Origin of the sequence: Nocardioides sp. CPCC 205120, from assembly GCF_048654585.1 — a bacterium.
In the GTDB taxonomy this organism is placed as follows: domain Bacteria; phylum Actinomycetota; class Actinomycetes; order Propionibacteriales; family Nocardioidaceae; genus Nocardioides.
The window spans coordinates 140,463-163,029 of the sequence record NZ_JBMCYY010000003.1; the positions used below are offsets into that span (position 1 = coordinate 140,463).

General features: G+C 74.8%; 21 protein-coding genes. 10 read left to right on the forward strand and 11 right to left on the reverse strand.

Features of this window, described 5'->3' with window-relative positions; translation table 11 throughout:
- Positions 1 to 2 precede the first annotated feature (2 nt).
- Positions 3 to 1,385, forward strand: coding sequence for a site-specific DNA-methyltransferase (locus ACOACO_RS16490; protein WP_420297379.1), 1,383 nt, complete (start codon positions 3 to 5; stop codon positions 1,383 to 1,385).
- On the opposite strand, the gene ACOACO_RS16495 is transcribed toward ACOACO_RS16490, so the two are convergent.
- Positions 1,334 to 2,731, reverse strand: a complete 1,398-nt coding sequence (locus ACOACO_RS16495) for a WS/DGAT/MGAT family O-acyltransferase (protein ID WP_420297380.1) — start codon at positions 2,729 to 2,731, stop codon at positions 1,334 to 1,336. The genes ACOACO_RS16490 and ACOACO_RS16495 overlap by 52 nt on opposite strands.
- 167 nt (positions 2,732 to 2,898) lie before the next feature.
- On the opposite strand from ACOACO_RS16495, the gene ACOACO_RS16500 reads away from it, so the two are divergent.
- The 3 genes from ACOACO_RS16500 to ACOACO_RS16510 all read left to right on the forward strand — a co-directional run bounded on the left by ACOACO_RS16500 (position 2,899) and on the right by ACOACO_RS16510 (position 5,368).
- Positions 2,899 to 3,585, forward strand: coding sequence for an HNH endonuclease family protein (locus ACOACO_RS16500; protein WP_420297381.1), 687 nt, complete (start codon positions 2,899 to 2,901; stop codon positions 3,583 to 3,585).
- Between the two features lie 155 nt (positions 3,586 to 3,740).
- Positions 3,741 to 4,226 (forward strand): hypothetical protein, encoded by a 486-nt coding sequence (locus tag ACOACO_RS16505; protein ID WP_420297382.1) that lies wholly within the window; start codon positions 3,741 to 3,743, stop codon positions 4,224 to 4,226.
- Between the two features lie 41 nt (positions 4,227 to 4,267).
- Positions 4,268 to 5,368 carry an FUSC family protein gene (locus ACOACO_RS16510; RefSeq protein WP_420297383.1) on the forward strand — a complete coding sequence of 367 codons (1,101 nt, stop codon included), beginning with the start codon at positions 4,268 to 4,270 and terminating at the stop codon, positions 5,366 to 5,368.
- 39 nt (positions 5,369 to 5,407) lie between these two features.
- On the opposite strand, the gene ACOACO_RS16515 is transcribed toward ACOACO_RS16510, so the two are convergent.
- Positions 5,408 to 6,541: a glutamate--cysteine ligase gene (locus ACOACO_RS16515; protein ID WP_420297384.1), complete on the reverse strand. Its 1,134-nt coding sequence runs from the start codon at positions 6,539 to 6,541 to the stop codon at positions 5,408 to 5,410.
- A gap of 84 nt (positions 6,542 to 6,625) precedes the next feature.
- Here ACOACO_RS16515 and ACOACO_RS16520 point away from each other — a divergent pair, with 84 nt between their 5' ends.
- Positions 6,626 to 7,957: a threonine/serine ThrE exporter family protein gene (locus ACOACO_RS16520; RefSeq protein ID WP_420297385.1), complete on the forward strand. Its 1,332-nt coding sequence runs from the start codon at positions 6,626 to 6,628 to the stop codon at positions 7,955 to 7,957.
- 18 nt (positions 7,958 to 7,975) lie between these two features.
- Here the strand turns inward: ACOACO_RS16520 and ACOACO_RS16525 are convergent, their stop codons facing one another.
- Positions 7,976 to 8,542 (reverse strand): hypothetical protein, encoded by a 567-nt coding sequence (locus ACOACO_RS16525; protein ID WP_420297386.1) that lies wholly within the window; start codon positions 8,540 to 8,542, stop codon positions 7,976 to 7,978.
- Positions 8,539 to 9,105, reverse strand: coding sequence for a DUF402 domain-containing protein (locus tag ACOACO_RS16530; RefSeq protein ID WP_420297387.1), 567 nt, complete (start codon positions 9,103 to 9,105; stop codon positions 8,539 to 8,541). The genes ACOACO_RS16525 and ACOACO_RS16530 overlap by 4 nt, the downstream gene beginning before the upstream one ends.
- A 57-nt stretch (positions 9,106 to 9,162) precedes the next feature.
- On the opposite strand from ACOACO_RS16530, the gene ACOACO_RS16535 reads away from it, so the two are divergent.
- Positions 9,163 to 10,470, forward strand: a complete 1,308-nt coding sequence (locus ACOACO_RS16535; RefSeq protein ID WP_420297388.1) for an O-antigen ligase family protein — start codon at positions 9,163 to 9,165, stop codon at positions 10,468 to 10,470.
- A 522-nt stretch (positions 10,471 to 10,992) separates the two neighbouring features.
- Here ACOACO_RS16535 and ACOACO_RS16540 read toward each other — a convergent pair.
- From ACOACO_RS16540 to ACOACO_RS16550, 3 genes are all read right to left on the reverse strand, one after another.
- On the reverse strand, positions 10,993 to 12,486 hold the full coding sequence (locus ACOACO_RS16540; RefSeq protein WP_420297389.1) for a hypothetical protein: 1,494 nt from the start codon (positions 12,484 to 12,486) through the stop codon (positions 10,993 to 10,995).
- A gap of 356 nt (positions 12,487 to 12,842) precedes the next feature.
- On the reverse strand, positions 12,843 to 13,667 hold the full coding sequence (locus ACOACO_RS16545; RefSeq protein WP_420297390.1) for an SDR family NAD(P)-dependent oxidoreductase: 825 nt from the start codon (positions 13,665 to 13,667) through the stop codon (positions 12,843 to 12,845).
- The gene (locus ACOACO_RS16550) at positions 13,664 to 15,247 is read right to left on the reverse strand and encodes a flavin-containing monooxygenase (protein ID WP_420297391.1); all 1,584 of its coding nucleotides are present in this window, start codon (positions 15,245 to 15,247) and stop codon (positions 13,664 to 13,666) included. The genes ACOACO_RS16545 and ACOACO_RS16550 overlap by 4 nt, the downstream gene beginning before the upstream one ends.
- 71 nt (positions 15,248 to 15,318) lie before the next feature.
- On the opposite strand from ACOACO_RS16550, the gene ACOACO_RS16555 reads away from it, so the two are divergent.
- From ACOACO_RS16555 to ACOACO_RS16565, 3 genes are read left to right on the forward strand one after another with little or no spacing between them, the layout of a single operon-like run.
- Complete coding sequence (locus tag ACOACO_RS16555; RefSeq protein ID WP_420297392.1) at positions 15,319 to 16,008, forward strand: TetR/AcrR family transcriptional regulator; 690 nt, start codon at positions 15,319 to 15,321, stop codon at positions 16,006 to 16,008.
- 4 nt (positions 16,009 to 16,012) lie between these two features.
- A complete protein-coding gene (locus tag ACOACO_RS16560) occupies positions 16,013 to 16,909 on the forward strand; it encodes an alpha/beta hydrolase (RefSeq protein WP_420297393.1) in 897 nt (298 codons plus the stop codon).
- Between the two features lie 53 nt (positions 16,910 to 16,962).
- Complete coding sequence (locus ACOACO_RS16565; protein WP_420297394.1) at positions 16,963 to 17,667, forward strand: NUDIX hydrolase; 705 nt, start codon at positions 16,963 to 16,965, stop codon at positions 17,665 to 17,667.
- A gap of 7 nt (positions 17,668 to 17,674) precedes the next feature.
- Here ACOACO_RS16565 and ACOACO_RS16570 read toward each other — a convergent pair whose 3' ends face one another.
- From ACOACO_RS16570 to ACOACO_RS16585, 4 genes are all read right to left on the reverse strand, one after another.
- Positions 17,675 to 18,187, reverse strand: a complete 513-nt coding sequence (locus ACOACO_RS16570; RefSeq protein ID WP_420297395.1) for a tetratricopeptide repeat protein — start codon at positions 18,185 to 18,187, stop codon at positions 17,675 to 17,677.
- A 70-nt stretch (positions 18,188 to 18,257) separates the two neighbouring features.
- The gene (gene rocD / locus ACOACO_RS16575; protein WP_420297396.1) at positions 18,258 to 19,529 is read right to left on the reverse strand and encodes an ornithine--oxo-acid transaminase; all 1,272 of its coding nucleotides are present in this window, start codon (positions 19,527 to 19,529) and stop codon (positions 18,258 to 18,260) included.
- A 64-nt stretch (positions 19,530 to 19,593) separates the two neighbouring features.
- On the reverse strand, positions 19,594 to 21,126 hold the full coding sequence (locus ACOACO_RS16580) for a sensor histidine kinase (RefSeq protein ID WP_420297397.1): 1,533 nt from the start codon (positions 21,124 to 21,126) through the stop codon (positions 19,594 to 19,596).
- 2 nt (positions 21,127 to 21,128) lie between these two features.
- Positions 21,129 to 21,839, reverse strand: coding sequence for a response regulator transcription factor (locus ACOACO_RS16585; protein ID WP_420297398.1), 711 nt, complete (start codon positions 21,837 to 21,839; stop codon positions 21,129 to 21,131).
- A 134-nt stretch (positions 21,840 to 21,973) separates the two neighbouring features.
- On the opposite strand from ACOACO_RS16585, the gene ACOACO_RS16590 reads away from it, so the two are divergent.
- Positions 21,974 to 22,561: a hypothetical protein gene (locus tag ACOACO_RS16590; RefSeq protein ID WP_420297399.1), complete on the forward strand. Its 588-nt coding sequence runs from the start codon at positions 21,974 to 21,976 to the stop codon at positions 22,559 to 22,561.
- Positions 22,562 to 22,567: the final 6 nt, after the last annotated feature.

Here is a 22,567-nt window from a genome sequence, read left to right on the forward strand (position 1 = left end):
TCATGGTCAGCGCCAGGGTCGACGCCGGGGTCAGCGCCGGGGTCAGCGCCGGGGTCAGCGCCGGGGTCAGCGCCGGGGTCGACGCGCCCGCGGGCCCCGGGCGGACGGACAACGTGTTCGTCGAGGGCGACAACCTCGCCGTGCTCGCCGGGCTGCCGGACGCCTCGTTCGACGTCGCCTACCTGGACCCGCCGTACAACCGGGCGACGACGCTGGCCTACCGCGACGACTTCCGGGCGGGCTCCCGCGCCACCCGCCACGCGGCGTGGGCGGCGATGATGCGGCCCCGCCTCGAGCAGGTACGCCGGGTGCTCGCTCCCGGCGGGGCGCTCTTCGTCAGCATCGACGACCGGGAGGCGGCCCGCCTGCGCCTCCTGCTCGACGACGTGTTCGGCGAGGAGTGCTTCCTCGCGCAGGTGGTGGTGAACCTCAACGCGAAGGGCCGCCAGCTCGGCGGCGGGTTCGCGACCAACCACGAGTACCTCCTCGTCGTCGCCCGCGACCCCGGGGCCTGCGTGCTCGACCCGACGAGCCCCGACGGGGTCGACCCGGCCGACTTCCCCCACACCACCCCCGAGGGCCGCCGCTTCCGCCTGCTGCCGCTGCGCAACACGAACAAGAAGTTCCGCCCCGCCACCGCGCCCACGCTCCACTACGCGCTGCACGGCGACGCGGCGACGGGGCGGGTCGCCACCGAGCCGTTCGAGGGTTCCTCGCCCGTCGTGCCGGTCTTCGGGGACGGCAGCCCCGCCGTGTGGCGCTGGTCCCGCCCGCTCGTCGACCAGCGGCCCGAGGACCTCGTGTGCCGCGTCGTGCGGGGGCGGCTGGGGGAGCGCGTCGACGTGTTCCAGCGCGACTGGCTGGGCGACGGGCGGCGCAAGAAGCTGACGACCATCTGGACCGCCGCCGAGGTCGGGTCGACCGACACCGCGGTCGCCGAGGTCGGGGCGCTCGTGGGCAAGGCCTTCGACTCGCCGAAGCCGACCGGCCTGCTGCGGCGGGTGCTCGCGACGTACCCCGCCGACGCCCGCGTGCTCGACCCCTTCGCCGGCAGCGGCACCACCGGGCACGCCACGGCGCTGCTCAACGCGGCCGACGGCGGCACGCGCACGTGCCTCAGCATCAACCACGGCGAGGCCGTGCGGCCCGGCTCACCGGCGTGGGACGCGGGCTTCCGGTCGGTCGCCGACGTCACCCGCGCCCGCCTGCGGGCCGTCGCCGCCACGGTCGGGGGCGGGTACGTCGAGCTGCCCGGCCCGGTGGCGGGCCCCGGGGACCCCGGGGGCCCGGACGCGGCGGACGCGGCGGACGCGGCGGACGCGGCGGACGCGGCTCAGGCGATGCCGACGGCGGACTCGAGCGCCGCGACCTCCTCGTCGAGGTAGGTCAGCAGCCGCTGCAGGCGCGGGACGGTGCGGCGGCAGCCGGTGAGCCCGAAGCCGAGCCGCCCGTCGTACGAGGTGCAGGTGATGTTGAGGGCGATGCCGTGGAGCGGGATCGACAGCGGGTACATCCCCACCATCCGGGCCCCGTCGAACCAGCGGGTCTCCTCGGGGCCGGGCACGTTGCTGATGATGAGGTTGAACGGCGGGCGGGTGACGCCCTGCAGCCGCAGGAGCGGCAGGGCGACGGCCGGGGCGAGCCCGAGCGCCGACATGGCGAGCGCCTGGGCGTTCGACATCGAGTCCAGCGCCTCCTTGCCCTCCAGCATCGAGGCGTGGACGGCCGCGAGCCGGCCCGCAGCGTCGGCCCGGTCGGTGCCGAGGCGCACCATGACGGCGCCCACCGCGTTGCCCCCGGCGTCGGAGGCCGTGCCCGCCTCGCGGCGCTTGAAGGAGACGGGGACCATCGCGGTCAGGGTCACGTCGGGCAGGGCGTGGAGGTCGAGCAGGTAGGAGCGCAGGGCGCCGCTGCACATCGCGAGCACCACGTCGTTGAGCGTCGTGCCCGACGCCCGGCCGATCGCCCGGAGCCGGTCGAGCGGCCAGTCCTGCGCCGCGAACCGGCGCGCGCCCGTGATCGGCCGGTTGAGCAGGGTGCGGGGGGAGTAGAAGCTGACGGCGGACGTCTGGTTGCGCAGGCCGCGGTTGAGGGTGCGCACCAGCGAGCCCGGCAGGCCCGCCGCCTCCCCGGCGATCCCGACGGCCGAGCGCAGCGCGTGGCCCGCCTCGGCGAGCCCGTGGTGGCCGGAGCGGCCGCCGCGCCCGCTGTCGGTGCGCAGCGCCCAGGGCGCGGCCATGTCGCGCTCCTCGGGGTCCTCGCTGAGCACGGCCTGCAGCAGGCGCATCGCCGCGACGCCGTCGAGCAGGGCGTGGTGCATCTTGGAATACATCGCGAAGCGGCCGTCGCTGAGGCCCTCGATGAGGTGCCACTCCCACAGCGGTCGCTCGTAGGCGAGCCGGGTGCCGTGCAGCCGTCCGCAGAGCTCGAGGAGCTCGCGGATGCGTCCCGGCTGCGGCAGGGCGCTGTGGCGCACGTGGTGCTCGACGTCGAACTGGGAGTCGGTGGCCCAGGTCCACTGCCCGGCCGTCGCCAGCGAGCGGCGCGGGTGCTTGAGGAAGAGCGGCGCGACCCGCTCGGTGGACCGGAGCCGCTCGACGAGGTCGGCCGTCCACGACGGGCCGGCGTCGGCGGGGCGCTCGAAGAGCTGGAGGGCGCCCACGTGCATCGGCATGCTGCGGTTCTCCGCGAGCAGGAAGGCGGTCGCGGTGGGGTCGAGCGGTGCTCCCACGGGTTCTCCGTCCGTACGTCGGGTGGTCCGGGCGCGCCGTACGTGGTCTGGGTCACACCGGCGCGTCCCCGAAGTGTTGCAGAGCGTTGATCGTCCGGACCTTCTGGTGGCCGGCGTCGCCGGTGCAGGGTGGGGGCGCCGCGTTCCACCACCTCTCGGGAGCACCTGTGTCCAACCTGTCCGCGCGTCCGCACGCGCCCCGCCCGACCTCCACCCTGGTCACCCTGCTGAGCGCCGTGCTGCTCGCCCTCGCCGGTCTCGTGGCCGTGCCGGGCCCGGCCCACGCCGCCACCTACACCGCGTCCCTGTCCCGGGCCGTCGCCGACCTGCCCGGGGCCACGGAGCGACGCACCGGCTACGACCGCTCCCTGTTCGTGCACTGGGTCGACGCCGACGGCGACGGCTGCGACACCCGCGAGGAGGTGCTGCTGGCCGAGGCCGACGCGGCGCCACGCGTGGGGGCGGGCTGCGCGATCTCGGGCGGGCGCTGGTTCTCCTACTACGACGCGACGAGCTACACCGCCGCCTCCAGCCTCGACATCGACCACATGGTGCCGCTCGCGGAGGCGTGGGACTCCGGGGCGTCGGGCTGGACGTCGGCCCGCCGCCGGGCGTTCGCGAACGACCTCGGGTACGGCGGGTCGCTCGTCGCCGTGAGCGCCGCCACGAACCGCGCCAAGGGCGACCAGGACCCGGCGGAGTGGATGCCGCCGGCCGGTTACCGGTGCCGCTACGTCACCGAGTGGGTCTCGGTGAAGCACCGGTGGCGCCTGTCGGTCGACGCCGCCGAGCGCAGGGCGCTGACCTCCCTCGCGTCGGGGTGCAGCCAGACCGTGTCGGTGACCCTCTACTGAGGGCCCGGCCGAGGTCCGGGCCCGAAAGCGTCCCCAGCGGCGTCCGGGCGGCCCGTCGTCCCCAGGCCGGGATCGACGGGCCGCGCCGGCCGCCGCCCGCTCCTAACGTCGCCCCCGTCGCGCCGAGCCCGTCGGCGCACGAGAGGGGGAGACAGATGGAGAACAGCAGCAGCACCACCCGTCCGCGTCGGCGGGGCCTGGCCGCGTGCGGCGTCGCGCTCGCAAGCGTGGGCGTGGGGCTGGGCGTCGGGCTGGGCGTCGGGCTGGGCGTGCTCGGCGCCTCGCCGACCGCCGCGGCGGCGACCACCGCCAAGCCGGCCACGACGGCGGAGCCGGGCGGGGTCGGGGCGGCCCGGGCCGCCTGGGTGCCGCCGGGCGACACCGTGGTCGCGGTCGAGGGCGACGCGGAGAACGGCTTCACCGTCCACCACCACGACGGGTCGGCGCTGCACCCGCCGACGCTGTCGGAGTCGACCGCCGAGTGCGGGGAGTACGACACCGAGGTGCAGGTGGCCGTGTGCCAGGCGGAGGTCGAGACCTGGTTCCGCGACCTCGCCGACCTGCAGGTCGCGATCCGCTGGGCGCGGTACGACGCCGCCCGCCACCCGCGGGGCGGGGTGCTGCACGACGCCGGTCGCTGAGCGGACGGGCGCGGCTCCCCACCTCTGGCATGATCGCGGGGGTGGAGGCCGTGCCCGTCGACCGGATCTGGGAGAAGGGACGGCTGTCCGTCCGCGCCCGGGTCGCCCGGTGGCGCTCGAAGTCGTTCGTCGTCGCGCAGTGCGCGGTCGCGGCGGGCCTCGCCTGGTTCATCGCCGCCGACGTGCTCGGCCACCCCACGCCGTTCTTCGCGCCCATCGCTGCGGTGCTGGGGCTCGGCACGTCCTACGGCCAGCGGCTGCGCCGGGTGGCCGAGGTCGCGGTCGGCGTGGCGGTGGGCGTGCTCATCGCCGACCTCCTGGTGCTGCAGATCGGCACCGGGGGCTGGCAGCTCGTGCTCATCGTCGTGCTGTCGATGTCGGCGGCCCTGCTGCTCGACGGCGGCCAGCTGCTCGTGACCCAGGCCGCCGTGCAGTCCATCGTCGTCGCGACGCTCGCGCCCAGCCCGGGCGGGGCGTTCGTGCGGTGGACCGACGCGCTCGTCGGCGGGTTCGTCGCGCTCGTGGCGGCCACGCTCGTGCCCTCGGCGCCGCTGCGGCGGCCCCGGGAGCAGGCGGCCGTGGTGGTCCGCAAGGTCGCGGCGCTGCTGCGCGCCTCCGCCGAGGTGATGGTGGACGGCGACACCGAGCGGGCCTTCGACGTGCTGGCCGACGCGCGGGCGAGCGACTACCTGGTGCGCGAGCTGCAGGCGGCCGCCGACGAGGGCATGTCGGTGGTGGCGTCCTCGCCGTTCCGCACGCGGCACCGGCACTCGGTGCGACGGATGTCCGAGCTCGTCGAGCCCCTGGACAAGGCGCTGCGCAGCACGCGGGTGCTGACCCGCCGTACGGCGATCGCGGCGTACCGGCGGCGACCGGTCCCCCCGTCGTACGCGGCCCTGTGCCACGACATCGCGGAGGCCGCCGAGGCCGTGGCCGACGAGCTGGCGCGCAACCGGATGGCGGAGGCGGCGCGGCCGCTGCTCCTCGCAGCGGCCGCCGGCTCCGGCCGGCTGGAGCGCACGAACGAGCTGAGCGTCGAGGTGCTGCTGGCGCAGATGCGCTCGGTCATCGCCGACCTGCTCGAGGTGACCGGCATGGGGGCCCTCGAGGCCACGGACGCGCTGCCGCCCGTGCGGGGCTGAACGGGCGGAGGAGCGGGTCGGCCCGGGTCGGGGCGGGGCTCAGTCCGGGAGGCCGTCGCGCAGCTCGCGCACGACGGAGTCCACGACGGCGACGAGGTCGCCGCTGGTCGCGGCCGCGACCTGCCGCTGGCGCTGGTACGACGCGCCCCGCCGCGGGATGTCGGCCACCGAGCGCAGCTCGTCGACGCAGTCGAGGCGCCGCGCGACGGGCTCGAGGCGCTCCAGCAGGTCGTCGAGGTCATCGGTGACGAGCCGCTCGCGGGAGGCGGCGTCGAGGATGATGATCGAGTCGAGCCCGTAGCGCGCCGTGCGCCACTTGTTCTCCTGCACGTGCCAGGGCGGCAGCACGTCGATGGTCTCGCCCGCGGCGAGCCGGGTGTCGACGTCGACGACGAGGCAGTGCACGAGCGCGGTGAGGGCGGCGAGCTCGGTGAAGTTGGAGACGCCGTCGCAGATCCGGTTCTCGATGGTGCCGAGGTGGCAGGCGGGGCGCAGGTCCCAGCGGATCTCGGAGAGGTCGTCGATGACGCCGGTCGTCAGCTGGTCCTGGGCGAACGCCTCGAACTCCTCCCAGCGCTGGAACTGGAAGGGCAGCCCGGCGGTGGGCAGCTGCTGGAACATGAGCGCGCGGTTCGACGCGTAGCCCGTGTCGGTGCCGGCCCACACCGGCGAGGACGCGGAGAGCGCCTGGAGGTGGGGGTAGTAGGTGAGCAGCGCCGAGAGCACCGGCATGACCCGCGACTGCTCGGGCAGCCCGACGTGCACGTGGACGCCCCAGATGAGCATCTGCCGGCCCCACCACTGGGTGCGGTCGATGAGCTCCTGGTAGCGGTGGCCCGGGGAGAGCAGCTGGGTCGACCACGACGCGAACGGGTGGGTGCCGGCGCCGAAGAGGTCGGTGTCGTGCTCGGCCGCGGCGGCCGCCACCACGTCGTACGTCGACCGCAGGTCGGCCATCGCGCCCGCCACGTCGGTGGCGACGCCGGAGACCAGCTCGACGGTGTTGCGCAGCAGCTCGGCGTGCAGCACCTTCGGGTCCTCGAGGCGTCCGCGGGCCGTCTCGAGCACGTCGTGCGCGCGGTTGACGAGGTCCCGGCTGCCCCGGTCGACGAGGGCGAGCTCCCACTCCACCCCGAGGGTGGGACGCGGGGACGCGTGGAAGTCGATGCGCACGTTGCAGAGCCAACCACAGGGGTGCGCAGATCACGTCCCGGTCGAGGCGGGGAACGGGCGCTGCGCGTGCGAGCATTCCCGACCGTGGCTGCCGATACCCGCGACACCCGCACGCTCAACCTGACCCTCGACCTCTGCCTCCGGGTGGGGGAGCTGCTGCTCTCCTCCGGCGCCGGGGCCGCCGACGTGACGGCGACGATGCAGTCGCTCGCCCTCCACCTCGGGATCCGGCACCCGGAGATCGACGTGACGTTCACGTCGCTGGCGATGTCGTACCAGCACGACCCGGAGGAGCCTCCGGTCATGCAGATCCGCCAGGTCAAGCAGCGGGACATCGACTACGACGACCTGACGAAGGTGGACCGCCTCGTCCGGGCGGTCCTCAGCGACGAGGTGGACCTCGCGGGGGCGCGCTCGCGCCTCGCGGGGATCGTGTCGTCGGGCCACGGGTCGCCGCGCTGGCTGATCACCGTGGCGTGGGGCCTGATGTGCGGCGGCGTCACGCTCCAGCTCGGCGGCACCCTGCTCGTCGTGGGGCTGGCCCTCGTCGCGGCCTCGTTCATCGACCGGGTGCAGCTCGCCATGTCGCGCCGGCGGCTGCCGGGCTTCTACCAGCAGGTGGCGGGCGGCCTCGTCGCCGCGCTCCTGGCGACCGCCCTGGCGGCCGCGGTGCCCGGGACCGACGTCTCCCTCATGGTGACCGCCAACATCATCATGCTGCTGGCGGGCATCGGGTTCATGGGCGCCATCCAGGACGCCCTGACCGGGTTCTACGTCACCGCCGGCGCCCGGGTGCTGGAGGCGCTGCTCGCGACCGCGGGGATCATCGCGGGCGTCAGCGGCGGCCTCACGCTCGCGGGTCTCCTGGGCGTCGAGATCGCCCGCGTCGACCCGGGACGCGCGGGCTGGGAGGGCGTCGGCACGCTCGCGCTCGGCTCGGCGGTCTGCGCCGCCGCGTTCGCGGCCGCCAGCTACGCCCCGCGACGCTCGCTGGTGCCCGTCGCGGTCGTGGCGTCGCTCGCGATCCTGCTCTACAGCGCCGTGCTGCGTGCCTCCGACAGCCGCGTGTGGGCCGCCGCGATCGCCGCGTTCGCGATCGGCACCGTGGCGTACGGCGTCGCGGGCCGCGTCCGCGTGCCCCCGCTCGTCATCGTGGTGCCGGCGATCGTGCCGATGCTGCCGGGCCTGACCATCTACCGCGGCCTGTCGCTGCTGGCGGAGGGCGGCACGTCCACGTCGGTCGGTCTGCTCGCGCTGATGCAGGCCGCCTCCGTCGCGGTGGCGCTGGCCTCCGGCGTGATCCTCGGGGAGTACCTGGCCCAGCCCCTCAAGCGCGAGGTCGGTCGGCTCGAGAGCCGGCTGTCCGGCCCGCGCCTCGTCGGCCCGCTGCGGGCGCGGGCGATCCGCCGCCGCTGACGGCGGAGCGAGAGGCGCTCAGGCCCCCGGCTGCGGCAGGTCGGTGCGGGGCGAGGCCCAGCGGGGGTCGGTGCGCACGAGGCCGGTGACGGCGAGCGCGAGCAGCAGCACCCCGGCCCCCGTCAGGTACGGCGCGGCGAGCGCCCAGCGCAGCAGCACCGGGCCGAAGCCGGTCAGGGCCAGCGGCTCGTCGCCGTCGGAGACGACCCGGGCCTCGACCGTGCCGCCCGCGGCGGGGAGGTCCCCGCCGTACCGCTCGCTGACCTTCCCCTCGACGGGCCCGTCGGTCTGCCCGCCGGCGCCGGCTGCCGGCGTCCAGGTGGCCTCGCAGGTGCGGGGGCTGCCGGGCGGGGGACCGGTGGTGCAGCGGGCGTCCTCGGCGACGGTGGCCTCGACGACGCGGGCGTCCGTCCAGCCCTGCGCGGCGGAGTGCATGAGCCACCACACGGGCGCGCCGACGAGCACGAGCACGGCGCCGAGCACCGCCGCCGCCTCGAGCGCGCGGACGAGACCGGGGCGTCGCGGCGGGCGCAGGTGGACCGGGCCGGTGCTCGCGGGGCCGGAGCTCACGGGGCCGGAGCTCACCGGGCACCGCCTCCGGCGGCGAGCACCCGGCGCAGCACCGCGAACCAGGGCGCGGCGCTGCCCGCGTCGTACGGCGGGTCCCCGGCCCGCACGCCGGCGAGCACCTCGGCGCAGGAGCGCTCCGCCGCGGCCGCGACCTCCGCGGGGTAGCCGAGGGTGACCAGGTGCTCGGCGAACTCGTCCTCGTCGTCGACGTAGACGGTGCCGTCGTCGCGGCGCACCACGTCGAGGTCGAGGTCCACGGAGCGCAGGACCGGCACGGGGCCGGTGAGGTCCCAGGTCGGCGGGGTCGCCATGTCGGCGTAGAGGGCGCACCAGATGCCGGGCGCGTGGAGCGCGACGACGCGGTGGTGCTCGGGCGAGACGACGACCACCTTGTCGACGGCGGCGTCGAACTCCAGGCCGGGGCGCGCGTGCCGGGTGCCGGCGGGGGCGCCGAGCCACTCGCCGTACCGGTCGTGGCCGAGGTGGAACGCGTCGTACTCCCAGTGCGGCGCCCCGCCCCACTTCGTCATCGCGACGCGGACGCGGGTGCCGGGGGCGAGGTCGTGCACGGGGGACATGGTGGCGGCAAGGTACCCCGCGACGGAGCGCTTCGGCGGGCCGACACAATGGCTGCCGTGGTTCTCGGGGAGGTGGTGGTCGGTCGGCGCGCTCTCGCGGGAGCGCGGCATGCGTGGTCGTCGTTGCGGCGCGAGCCGTGGCTGGCGGTGGCGGTGGTCGCGACCTGCCTGGCGCTGCTCGACGCGGTCGTGCGGGTGAGCACCCGCAGCTTCGTCACCGTGGTGCCGACCCTGGTGGTCGTCGGTCTCGTCGCCCTGCACCGGGCGGGCGTGCGGCCCGCGGCCCTGCGGACGCCGCTCGACCTCGCGGTCGGGGCGGGGCTCGCGGCCGGTGGGGTCGCCTTCGTCGTCAACGGCCTGCACGGCGGGCGCCGGCTCGTGGAGTGCGTGGTCATGGCCGCGGCGTTCTACCTCTTCGTCGGGGTGCAGCGCGCCTGGGCGCACGGCCGCACCGCGCTCGCCCTCACCGGGGCGCTTGCGGTGGGGATCGCCGCCGCGACCGCCGTCGTGCAGTGGGTGACGGGGGCGGACACCGGCTACTGCCGCGCGGAGATCGTCGGCGGCGCCGACGGCTGCCAGCGCAGCGACACCGCCGTCCGCGCGATCGGCACGCTGTCGAACCCCAACCTCCTCGCGCCCGTGCTCGTGCTGCTGGTGCCGGTCGGCTGCGTGGCGCTGCGGGCCGTGCTCGGGCGCCGGCGCGGTCGGGTCGTGGCCGCCACGCTCGGCGTGCTCGGCGCGGCCGCGGTCGCCACCACGCTCTCGCGCGGCGGGCTCGTCAGCCTCGGGGCGCTCGGCGTCGCCGCGCTCGCGCTGCGCTACCCGTCGCGGCGCACCCTCGTCGGGGCCGGTCTCGCCGTGGGCGCCGGCATCGTCGTGGCCTTCGGTGCGCTGCTCGCCCGCTTCTCGATCGGCCCGCGCGCCGACGTCTACCGCGAGTCGCTCGGCCTCGTGCGCGAGCACGTCTGGGGCGTCGGGCTCGGGCGCTCCGGACCCTTCATCGACGCCCGCGTGCCCGGCGACCAGCGGTTCTACCACTCCCACAACCTGTGGCTGACGTGGCTCGTCGAGGCCGGTACGGCGGGCCTCGCCGCCACCCTCTGGCTCACCCTCGCCGTGGTCATCGTCGTCGTGCGGGGGGCGCGGCGCGGCGACGCGCTCGTCGTCGCCGCCGGCTGCGGCCTCGCCGGGTTCGCCGTCATCAGCCTCTTCGACAACCCCTCCTTCCGGCAGTCCGTCGCCATCCCGCTCTGGGCCGTCGTCGCGATCGCCGTCGCACACGAGGTGGTGCCGCGCCGCAGCGATGGCGACCCCGACGCGGTCGCCCGGCTCGAGCCGCGCGACGCGGGACGGGGCCGGGGCTAGGACTCGGTCCGCCCGGGTCGGTCCCGTCCGCGCGGGGCCTGGTCCGCCGGGCCTGGTCCGGTGGTCGAGGTGGCCGCGTGCGTTCCGGTGGTTGGGTGGCCGCGCTGCGTTCCGGTGGTTGAGGTGGCCGCGCTGCGTTCCGGTGGTTGAGGTGGCCGCGCCAGCGGCCCTCGAAACCGCGCTGAGACGTTGATGTGGGTCGGGTCGCGGTAGGTGCGGTAGTGGATGACTACCGCTGGCACCGCGACCTCGTGTCGCTCGAGCTCGTAATTGGTTTCGAGGGGTGCTAGCGCACCCACCTCAACCAACGATGTCGTGGCCGCGCTGTGCTCCGGTGGTTGAGGCGGCCGCGCTGTGCTCCGGTGGTTGAGGCGGCCGCGCGGGTACGGCGGGTGGTCGAGCTGGCCGCGCGGGGTGCCGGTGGTTGAGGTGGCCGCGTCAGCGGCCCTCGAAACCACGCCTGGGCATGCCGGTGGCCCCGACACGGTGGTGCTGTGGCGGGGTCGGCGGTGATGGGTGTTGCTAGTCGAGTGGTGTGGTGCCGGTGGAGTCGACGGCGTACCTGAGCCCGTGGGGACTCGTCCACATGTACGTGCCGAGTGGGTCGCGCTGGTAGCACCATCGCCGGTCGGGCGGCCCACTGCCCGGCGGGCTGGTGCCGGTCGGTGATGGGTGGGTCTTGACGCGGTGGTGGCCGCGGCAGAGCGGGGCGAGGTTGTCGGTCGAGGTCTGACCCGCGCCCGGTGACGCGTTCCACCGATACGGCTCGACGTGGTCGAGGTCGAGGCCTCTGGCTGGCCTTCCGCAGTAGGGGAAGACGCAGGTGGGTCGGTCGAGGCGGACCCGCTCAGCGATGCGTTCGGGGACCTCGTAGGCATCGACGGCGACGTGCTCGGCGAGGTCGATGACGGGCTTGACCACGACGTTGGTGCCGGGTGTCCTGCACCAGTCGCGGACCTGGTCGACGGTGATCAGACTGCGGGTGTTCTCGAGGCGGGCGAGGTCGATCCCGGTGCCGCCGGTAGCCGGATCAATCCCGGGCCCGTCGCCGCTGCGGTGGGCGATGATGGCGGCCTCGCTGAGGTGGACGTAGAGCACGACCGCCCGAGCGGGGGTTCGGGTCGAGTCGGCCGGCGCGGCATTGCTGGGCGCGCCACAGGCCGGGTCCACGCCGCCGAGGTCGAGGGCGGTCTGTCTCCGGGCGAGCTCACCCACGGCCATGGACCGGCGGACGTCGAGGTCGGCGTCGCAACCGGCTGCGGCGAGATCGGCCGCGACCCTCTGGACGGCGTCTTGCAGGTCGAGGGCGTCGGCCAGGTCGAGGGTGCCGTGGACGGGGACGACGCCGGTCCACGGTGATGCTGCGTCGACCGGGGTGGTCTCGATGGTGAAGTACCGGCCCGCGTCGGCGTCGGCCCGGTCGAGCTCGGCGTTCTCCGGGTCGAAGCGCGCGATGGCCTCGGCAACGAGCCGCTCGACGGTTGGCATGGTGGCCCGGTGGGCGACGGGGGCGAGATTGCGGTCCACGAAGTCCGCGCCCTCGACCGGGAGGCTGCGGGTCAGGACGGCGATCTTCCGGGCTCGCCACACCGGCAGTGCCCGCTTCTGCGTCGACGGGTCGGCGCCCGCCAGCACGCGGGCCCAGAGGCGGGGAAGTCGGTGGCGCAGCTCGATGGCGTCACCCACGAGTGGGCGACCGGAGGCGACGGAGCGGCCGAGGGCGGCGGAGATCTCGTACAGGCAGAACTCCGACACCAGTGGTGCGCCGGGTCCGCCGAGCTCGAGAAACCGGTCCCCGCCGGGAACGGCATCGGGGTCCTCGTGCCACAGCCCGAGAGGCCCGATGGGGTCACCGACGGTGCCGTCGGTGTGGGCGTCGGCCCAGTCCGCGACCGCGACGAGAGTGGCGACCTCGGCAGCCTGTTGGGCGGCTGCGGCCGCGCGGGCGGAGGCGAGCAGCGCGGTCGTGTCGAGGGCCGGAGGGGCCTCGACGACTGCGGTGCTCGGGTGGTTCATAGGGACAACGCTAGGGGCGACCACCGACAGTTCTCGGTCCAGGAACGGGGCCTGGGGAAAGAAGTTCTGAGAGTTTCGAGGGCGCTCCGATCGTGTTCGCCCGGGACCTCGATCGTGGTTTCGAGGGCCGCTGATGCGGCCACCTCAACCACCGGCGTACTGCGGCCACCTCGGCCACCGTGGTTTCGAGGGCCGCTGACGCGGCCACCTCAACCACCGGGAAGTCCGGCCACCTCGACCACCGGACTCCCGCGGCCCCCTCGACCACAAGGACGAACGGGCGCCCCGGACCGTTTGGGGGTTGGTCCGGGACGCCCGTTCTCGGCCGCGGGGGACGGCCGGCATGGGGGGACGGGTCAGGGCATGATGCGCTTCGCGCCGGCGGCGAAGACGTCCTGGTAGCGCGCGCCGAGCAGCTTGCCGACGGTGTGGAGCGCGTGGGCGTCGGCGCCGATGAGCAGGCGGGGCTGGTTGCGCAGGATGGCGCGGACGATCACGCGACCGGCCTCCTCGGAGGTGGTGCGCGCCAGCTTCTTGTCGAAGAACTTGGTGAGCGTCTCGTGGTCGCCGTCGGCGGTGACGCGGCCGTTGCGCACGATGCCGGTCTTGATGCCGCCGGGGTGGACGGCGGTGACGCCGACCTTGTGCTTGGAGATCAGCATCTCCTCGCGCAGGGCCTCGGTGAAGCCGCGCACGGCGTACTTCGTCGCGTTGTAGAGCGTCTGGCTCGGCATCGAGATCAGGCCGAACAGGGACGAGATGTTGACGACGTGCCCGTCACCGGAGGCGATGAGGTGCGGCAGGAACTCCTTGGTGCCGTTGACGACGCCCCAGAAGTTGATGCCGACGATCCACTCCATCTCCTCGTAGGTCATCTTCTCGAAGTCGCCCGACATCGAGACGCCGGCGTTGTTCATCACGACGTTGACGCGGCCGAACTGCTCGGCCACGGCTCCGGCGTACGTCGCCACGGCGTCGCGGTCGGACACGTCGAGGCGGTCGGAGCGCACGGCCCGCGCCCCGGCGGCCTTGACCAGCTCGACGGTCTCGGCGAGACCGGCCTCGTTGACGTCGGAGATGGCGAGGTGCGCGCCTCGACCGGCCACGTTGACGGCGGTGGCGCGTCCGATGCCGGAACCGGCACCGGTGATCACCACGACCTTGTCGTCCAGGGTCTTCATGCGGGCACGACCTCTCGCTCGGTGGGGGTGCCGGGGGTGGGGCCCGACGGGGTGGTGGGCTCCGGGACGGGGCCGGTCACACGGTAGGCACGGGTGTCGAACCGCGAGAGGCCCAGCCGGAAGTTGAAGGTGGAGCGCGGCCACAGGGTGGTGTTGCGGCCGTGCTCGTCGAGGTACCAGCTCGCGCAGCCGCCGGTGCTCCACACGGTGCGGCCCATGCGCTTGTGCAGGCTGTGGTTCCACTCGGCCTGGGCGTCGGGCCGGGGCTCGATGGCGGCGTACGAGTTGTGGGCCATCACGCGCAGGGCGTCACGGATGTAGGCGACCTGCGACTCGATGATGAACACCATCGACGAGTGGCCCAGCCCCGTGTTGGGTCCGACGACCTGGAACAGGTTGGGGAAGCCGGCGATGGTGGTGCCGCGGTAGGCCTGCATGCCCGACTCGGCCCACGTGTCCGCCAGCGTGCGGCCCTCGCGGCCCACGATGTGGTGGGCGATGGGCTGGTCGGTGGTGTGGAAGCCGGTGGCCACGACGAGCACGTCGATCTCGCGCTCGGTGCCGTCGGCGGTGACGACGCCGGTCGGGGTGATCCGGGCGATGCGGTCGGTCACGAGCTCGGTGTTGTCGGCGGCGAGCGCCGGGTAGTACGCGTTCGAGATCAGCACCCGCTTGCACCCGAACTTGAAGTCGGGCGTGACCTTGCGGCGCAGCTCGGGGTCGTCGATCGCCTTGCGGATGTTGGCCTTCGCCAGCAGCTCGGCGGGCTTCGCGATGTCGGGCGCCACCGTGAAGGCGGGCACGTAGGTCTCGCGGCCCCAGTAGATCGCCGTGCGGTAGAGCTTCTGCAGGCCCGGGACGGTGCGCAGCGCGAGCCGCTCGAACGCCGGGTAGGTGCGGTCGTGGCGCGGCATCACCCAGGGCGCGGTGCGCTGGTAGACGTCGAGGTGGCCCGCGACCTTCTGCAGCTCGGGCACGATCTGGATGGCCGAGGCCCCCGTGCCGATCACCGCGATGCGCTTGCCGGCGAGGTCGACGTCGTGGTTCCAGCGGGCCGAGTGGAAGATCTCGCCGCCGAACGCGTCGATGCCCTCGATGTCCGGCAGCTTCGGCTCCGACAGGCCGCCGGCGCCGGACACGAGCACGTCGGCCGTCAGCTCGCCCGCGGAGGTGCGGACCTTCCAGCGGGCGACCGAGGCGTCCCACTCGGCGTGGTCGACGGTCGTGGCGAAGCGGAAGCGGTCGAGGACGCCGGAACGCTCCGCGACGCCGTCGAGGTAGGCCTTGATCTCGGGCTGCGCCGAGAACGAGCGCGACCAGTTGTTCGGCGCGAAGGAGAAGCTGTAGAGCTGGCTCGGCACGTCGCAGGCGGCACCCGGGTAGGTGTTGTCGCGCCACGTGCCGCCGACCGAGTCGCCCTTGTCGACCACGAGGAAGTCGCGGCCGTCCTCGTCCAGGCCGATGGCCGTGGCGAGACCCGCGAACCCGGCGCCGACGACGAGGACGTCGACGTGGGCGGGCAGGGGCCCGGTGTGCCCGGGGGAGCCGGCGTGGCTGCCGGTCGTCGTCGAGTTGCTCATGGGGGCAACCGTGACACGCTGTTGAATCCAAGTCAATAGCCAATTGGAACGACGTTCAGTAGGGTGCTGCCATGACTGTCACGAGCGGTTCGGCCGGCGGGGGACGCGTGCGCCTGGACCCGGCGGAGCGTCGCGAGCAGCTGCTCGACCTCGGGGTCGAGCTCCTCTCGACGCGCGACCTCGACGAGCTCTCGATCGACCTGCTGGCCGAGAAGGCCGGCATCTCGCGCGGGCTGCTCTACCACTACTTCGGCAACAAGCAGGAGTTCCACGAGGCCGTCGTGCGCCGCGCCGCGGACGCCCTCATCGCCGTCACCGCCCCCGTCGCGGAGGGCGACATGGGCACCCGCCTGCTCGTCTCCCTCGACCGCTACCTCGGCTTCGTCGAGGAGAACCACCGCGGCTACGTCTCGCTCAAGCGCGCCGCCAACGGCAGCAACTCCGTCATGCGCGAGATCTACGAGGAGGCGCGCGCGGCGCTGACCGACCGCATCTTCGACACCGCCGGCGCCGACGGCCTCGCCGAGTTCGGCGTCGTCGACTCGCCCGCGGTCCGCATGATGGTGCGCGGATGGGCGGTGCTCGTCGAGGACGTCGTCATCCACTGGGTCGAGGACCCGGTCGGCATCTCCCGCGACGACCTGCTCGCCTCGCTCGCCGCGATGCTCGCGCACGTGGCGATCAGCGCGCCGCCCGTCGCCCCGGCGGCGACCCCGCCGACCTCGACGACCCCGCCGACCTCGACGAACCCCGAGGCCTGAGCCCGTGTCCTGGCAGATGCGCGCCGTCGGCGCCCTCATGCGCGCCACCCGCAAGCGCCGCTTCGCCGACCCCGAGGGCGGCGCCGCCCTGCTCGAGCGCCCCAAGGGCGACCCGACGCCCCCGGCACGGATCACCCGCCGCCTGCTCGCGACCAGCGAGACCGTCGACGGCTTCTGCGTGCACACCCTGCGCCGGTACGGCGCGCCCCGCCGCCCGCGGCCCGTGGTCGTCTACCTGCACGGCGGGGCCTACGTCAGCGAGATCGTCCGCCAGCACTGGGACGTCGTCGCCGGTCTGGTCGACGCGCTCGACGTCGAGGTCCAGGTGCCGATCTACGGCCTGGCGCCGCAGCACACCGCCGCCGAGGCGCGCTCCCTCGTCGCGACGGTCCTGGACCGGCTGCGGGCCGAGGGGCGTCCGGCGTACCTGGTCGGGGACTCGGCCGGCGGTGGCCTCGCGCTCGTCGCGTCCCAGCAGGAGGCGGCCCGGCACGGGGAGGGCTCGCCCGTCGTCGGCCTCACCGTGCTCGCGCCCTGGCTCGACCTCTCGATGGTCAACCCGGGCATCGACGCCGTCGAGGCGGTCGACCCGTGGCTGGCCCGCGCCGCCCTGCGCGAGGTCGCCCGGGTCTGGGCGGACGGGACGCCGCTCGACGACGCGCTCGTCAGCCCGCTCTTCGGCGACGTCGCAGGTCTCCCGCCCGTCGACCTGTGGGTCGGCACGCGCGACATCACCCAGCCCGACTGCCGCCTGCTGGCGCGGCGGATCCAGGACGCCGGGGGCGTGGTGCGCCACCACGAGGTGGAGGGCGCGATCCACGTCTTCCCGCTGCTGCCTGTGCCCGAGGGGCGCGCCGCGCTCCGCGAGATCCACGCGCACCTGCGGTCCGTCCTGGGCTGAACCCGGCCGCGACCGCGTTGCTTGTTGTCGATCTGACAACTACTGTCGCGGGGGTGTTCACCAGCGACTTCCCGATCTTCTACGTCACCGTCGACGTGGTGCTCTTCGCGGTGCGCGAGGGCCGGCTCGAGGTGCTGGTGGTACGCCGGGGCGAGGCGCCGCACGAGGGTCGCTGGGCGCTGCCCGGCGGGTTCGTCGGTGACGACGAGGAGCTGCTGGACGCCGCCCGCCGCGAGCTGGTCGAGGAGACCGGCATCGCCGGCGAGGGCCTGGCCCTGGAGCAGCTGAAGACGTTCGGCGCCCCCGACCGCGACCGCCGCCCGCACCGCGTCGTCAGCGTCGCCTACCTCGCGGTGACGCCGAACGCCGAGCTGCCGACCGCCGGCAGCGACGCCCGCGAGGCGGAGTGGCGGCCCGTCGACGACGTGACGGGCCACCTCGCCTTCGACCACGACGAGATCCTCGCCGAGGCGCGCGCCCGGGTGGCGTCGAAGCTGGAGTACACCCGCCTCGCCGCCTCCTTCCTGCCGCCCACCTTCACGATCGCGCAGCTGCGCGGCGTCTACGAGGCGGTGTGGGGCCTGGCGATCGACCCGGGCAACTTCCAGCGCAAGCTGCGCGCCGCCACCGACTTCCTCGCCTCGACGGGGGAGTCGGTCAAGCCCGCCGGCGGGCGGGGTCGCCCCGCCGAGGTGTTCCGCGCGATCGGCGAGCCCTTCGAGGCGCTCGCCGTGCCGGTGCCGCGCAGCTCCATGTGAGGTCGGGTCAGACCGGTTCGTCGCGGGGCAGCAGGGCGGCGTACTCGACGAGGGCGCGGCCGTAGAGCGGCACGGCCGGGGCGTGGTCGGTGAGCACGAGGCGCAGCGCGTCGCTGCGGCGGCCCAGGTCGTGGAGCGTCAGGGCGAGGAACGCGCGGGCGGCGGGGCCGAGCCGCTCGTCGTCCGTGAGCGGCTCGAGCAGCGCGACCGCCTCGTCGAACCGGCCGACGTTGCGCAGGGTGCTGGCGAGCTGCACGGTGGCGTAGCCCTGCCGCTCCGGGTCCAGCCCGGTCGCGAGGGCGGCCCGGTAGTGCGGGATGGCCGCGTGCTCCTCGCCCAGCATGTCGTGCAGCGAGGCGCGCTCGAACGCGGCGGCCGCGTCGCCCTCCGGCCGTTCGACCAGCAGCGGTTCGAGGGCGGCCCAGGCGGCCTCGGGGTGCGCGTCGTCCGCGCCCGCCCAGAACGCCGCGACGCGGTCGTCCCACGAGGCGTCGGGGTGGCGGGTGTGGTCGGTCGGCACCCGCCCCACCCTAGGCGGGCGGGTGCCGGACCGCGGGTGCCGGACCGCGGGTGCCGGACCTGGCGGCGCCTCAGGCGCCGGTGACGACCGCCTCGAGCTGGTCGAGGCCCCAGGCGAGGTCCTCCTCGGAGACGACGAGCGGCGGCGCGAGCCGGATCGTGGAGCCGTGGGTGTCCTTGGCCAGGACGCCGCGGGCCATCAGCGCCTCGCAGACCGCGCGGCCGGTGCCGACGGCGGGGTCGACGTCGACGCCGGCCCACAGCCCGCGGGTGCGCACGGCGAGCACGCCGCGCCCGACCAGGCCCTCGAGCCGGGTGCGCAGCAGCACGCCGAGCTTCTCCGAGCGCTCCTGGTACTCACCCGTGGCGAGCATCTCGACGACCTTCGTCGCGACGGCGCAGGCGAGCGCGTTGCCGCCGAAGGTGGAGCCGTGCTGGCCCGGGTGGAGCACGCCGAGCACGTCGCGGTCGGCCACGACGGCCGAGACCGGGACGATGCCGCCGCCCAGCGCCTTGCCGAGCACGTAGAGGTCGGGCACGACCTCCTCGTGGTCGCAGGCGAAGGTGCGGCCCGTGCGGCCCAGGCCGGACTGGATCTCGTCGGCGGCGAAGAGCACGTTGTGGCGCCGCGTGATCTCGCGGACCTCGCGCAGGTAGCCGGTGGGGGGCAGCACGACGCCGCCCTCGCCCTGGATGGGCTCGAGCAGGACGGCGACCGTGTTCGGCGTGATGGCGGCCTCGAGGGCCGCGGCGTCGCCGTACGGCACCTGGGTGAAGCCGGGGGCGAACGGCCCGAAGCCGTCGCGGGCGTCGGGGTCGTCGGAGAAGCCGACGATCGTCGTGGTGCGGCCGTGGAAGTTGCCGCCGGCGACGATGATCTCGGCGGAGTCGACGGCGACGCCCTTGATGTCGTAGCCCCACTTGCGGCAGACCTTGATGGCGGTCTCGACGGCCTCGGCGCCGGTGTTCATCGGCAGCACGAGCTCCTTGCCCGTGAGGTCGCCGAGCGCGGCGCAGAAGGCACCGAACTGGTCGTGCACGAACGCGCGGCTCGTCAGCGTCAGCTTGTCGAGCTGGGCGTGCGCGACGGCGACGAGGTCGGGGTGGCCGTGGCCGAAGTTGAGCGCGGAGTAGCCGGCCAGCATGTCGAGGAAGCGGTTGCCGTCGACGTCGGTCATCCAGGCGCCCTCGGCGTGGGCGACCACCACCGGCAGCGGGTGGTAGTTGTGCGCGGTGCGCTCCTGCGCCTGCTGGAAGTAGGCCTGGCTGCGCGGCGCGTCGCCGTCCTGTGCTGCGGGCCGGGTGGTCCCGGGGGTGGTCGGCTCGGTCAGGGTGCCGGTCATGCTCGCCTCCTCGTGGTCGTCGGGCGTGCGGTCCTGTCCCGCTCGGCGGCTCCGAGATGGATTGTCAGACAATCGGCCCGTCGGACAGGGTAGCCCCCCTCTGCGGGAGCGCCACCTCCACCGTGGTGGCTCCCGGCGCACTTCTCAAACCGACGCGGCCACCGTGCGCCTCGGCGATGGCCCGCACGAGCGCCAGGCCCAGGCCGGAGGAGTCCCCGCGCGTGCGCGCCCCGTCGCCGCGCACGAACCGGTCGAAGGCGTGGTCGGCGATGGCGGGCGGGAACCCGGGGCCGTCGTCGGCCACGCGCAGCAGCACCACCGCGTCCCCGTCGTGCTCCTCGGTCGCCGCCGCCACCGTGACGGTGGTGCCGGCGGGGGTGTAGCGGCGCGCGTTCGTCAGCAGGTTGCTCACGACCTGGTGCAGGCCGTGGGCGTCGCCGGTGACCTCGACGACCTCGTCGGGCAGGTCGAGGCGCCAGTGGTGCTCGGGGGCCAGCACCTGGGCGTCGGCCACCGCCTCGAGCAGCAGCCGCGTCAGGTCGACGGGCTCGTGGGCCATCGGGCGGCCCGCGTCGAGGCGGGCGAGCAGCAGCAGGTCCTCGACCAGGCGCCGCATGCGGCCCGACTCGCCCTCGACCTTCGCGAGCGCGGTGCGGGCCGCGTCGGCGTCGTCGGGGCGGCGGCGGGCCAGCTCGGCGTACCCCACGATCGTGGCCAGCGGCGTGCGCAGCTCGTGGGAGGCGTCGGCGACGAACTGGCGCACCTGCTGCTCGCTGCGGTGCCGCGCCGCGATGGCGTCGTCGACGTGCGCGAGCAGGGTGGCGAGAGCGGCGCCCACCTGGCCGACCTCGGTCGCCTCGTCCGTCAGGTACGCCGGCACGCGCCCGCGCAGGTCGACCTCGCCCTCGGCGAGGGGCAGGGTCGCGACCTCGTGGGCCGTCGCGGCGACGGCGCGCAGGGGCCGCAGCTGCCGGCGTACCACCACCGACGCGGCCGCGCCGGCGAGGAGGACCGCGGCGAGCCCGATGAGCAGCTCGTAGAGCACGAGGGAGGCGACGGCGTCGTCGACCCGCTCGGTCGGCAGGCCGGACACGACCACGGACCCGTCGGCGCGGGAGGTGGCGACGACGCGGTAGGAGCCGAGGGCGGGGAGGTCGACGGCGTGCACGTCGCCGTCGGCGGGCACGTCGGCGAGCCGGTCGAGGGCGGTGGTGGACAGCACGCGCTCCCCGCAGACCTCCTCGGTGAGCACGACGCCCTCGCTCGCTGCGGCGGCGTCGTAGAGCTGCGCGAAGAGCGTGCCGGGGCCGCGGCTGCCGGGCACGAACCGGTCGCCGCACGGGCCGTCGGCGGGGTCGCCGTCCGGACCCTGGGGCACGGGGCCGCCCGCCCGCTGGGCGAGCGAGCGCACCTCGCCGTCGAGCTGGCCCGTGAGGTCGCCCCGCATCGCCAGCGTGGTCGCGGCGCCGATGGCGAGGGCCAGGAGCGTGGTCAGCAGCACCGTCGTGGCGACGAGCCGCGCGGTCAGCGTGGCCAGCCGGCGGCGCCGGGGAGCGGCCCCGCCCGGTGCGGCGGGCCGGTCCGGTGCGTCGGGCACGGTCAGTCCGCCGGCTTCAGCACGTAGCCCGCGCCGCGCATGGTGTGGATCATCGGGGCGCGCCCGGCGTCGATCTTCTTGCGCAGGTAGGAGATGTAGAGCTCCACCACGTTGGCCTGGCCGCCGAAGTCGTAGTTCCACACCCGGTCGAGGATCTGCGCCTTGCTCAGCACCCGGCGGGGGTTGCGCATGAGGAAGCGGAGCAGCTCGAACTCGGTCGCCGTCAGCGTGACCTCGTCGCCGCCGCGGCGCACCTCGTGGCTGTCCTCGTCGAGGCTGAGGTCGCCGACGACGAGCACGTTCTCGCGCTCCGCCGCCCGGGCGCCGGCCCGGCGCAGCAGGGCGCGCAGCCGCGCGACGACCTCCTCGAGCGAGAACGGCTTCGTCACGTAGTCGTCGCCGCCGGCCGTCAGGCCCGCCACGCGGTCCTCGACGGCGTCGCGCGCGGTGAGGAAGAGGACGGGGACCGCGGCGTCGGTGGCGCGCATCCGGCGCAGCACCTCGAGGCCGTCGAAGTCGGGCAGCATCATGTCGAGCACCACGACGTCGGGGTCCATCGCGCGCGCCGCGGCCACGGCGGTGCTGCCCGTGTGGGCCATGCGGGTCTCGAAGCCCTCGTAGCGCAGCGCCATCGACACGAGCTCGGCGAGGTTCACCTCGTCGTCGACGACCAGCACGCGCAGCGGCGAGCCGTCGGGGCGGGTCAGGTCCATGCCCCCGACTGTGCCGCAGCCACCTGTGCGTTTCCTGTGGGCGCGCTGGGTGTCCGCCAGGGGTGTCGGCCGGGTGTCGGGGCCGGGTGTCCGCCTGGGTGTCGGGGGAGCGCCCGTGGGGTACCGAGCGGCCCGTGACCCCACCCGCCTCGGTCCCCGCCCTCGTCGCGCTCACCGTCTGGCGGCTCGTCGTCGCCGGGGTCGCGCTCACCGGCTTCCTCACCGCCACCGCCGAGTTCGGCGGCGACGCCTGGCAGGGCCTGAGCCAGCTGGCGAGCCTGGTCGCGGCGGTGGTCTACCTGACGCTCGCCGCCTACCCGGCGACCGTCGGGTTCCGCCGCGACGAGCCGCGCTCGTCGTGGGTGCGCGGGGCGCTGCTCGTCGTGCTGCTGCTCGTGGGCGGCTCGTGGTTCGCGCTGCTCGGCGGCGCGGTGGACACGACGTGGTCGCTGCTGGAGCACCTCGTGACGCCGCTGCTCGTGCTCGTCGACTACCTCGTCGTGGGGCGCGGGCAGCGGGAGGCGCGCTGGTGGCACCCGCTGACGTGGCTGCTGCCGCCGCTGGCCTACCTGGTCTTCTACTACGCGGCCGGGCTCGACATCTACGGCTTCCTCGACCCGTCGTCGTCGGCCTTCGTGCCCACGCTCGCCGGGATGCTGGTGGGCGTGCTCGCGCTGGGCTACCTGCTCGTGGGGTACGGCGTGCTGCGGCGCGGGCGCTGAGCCCAC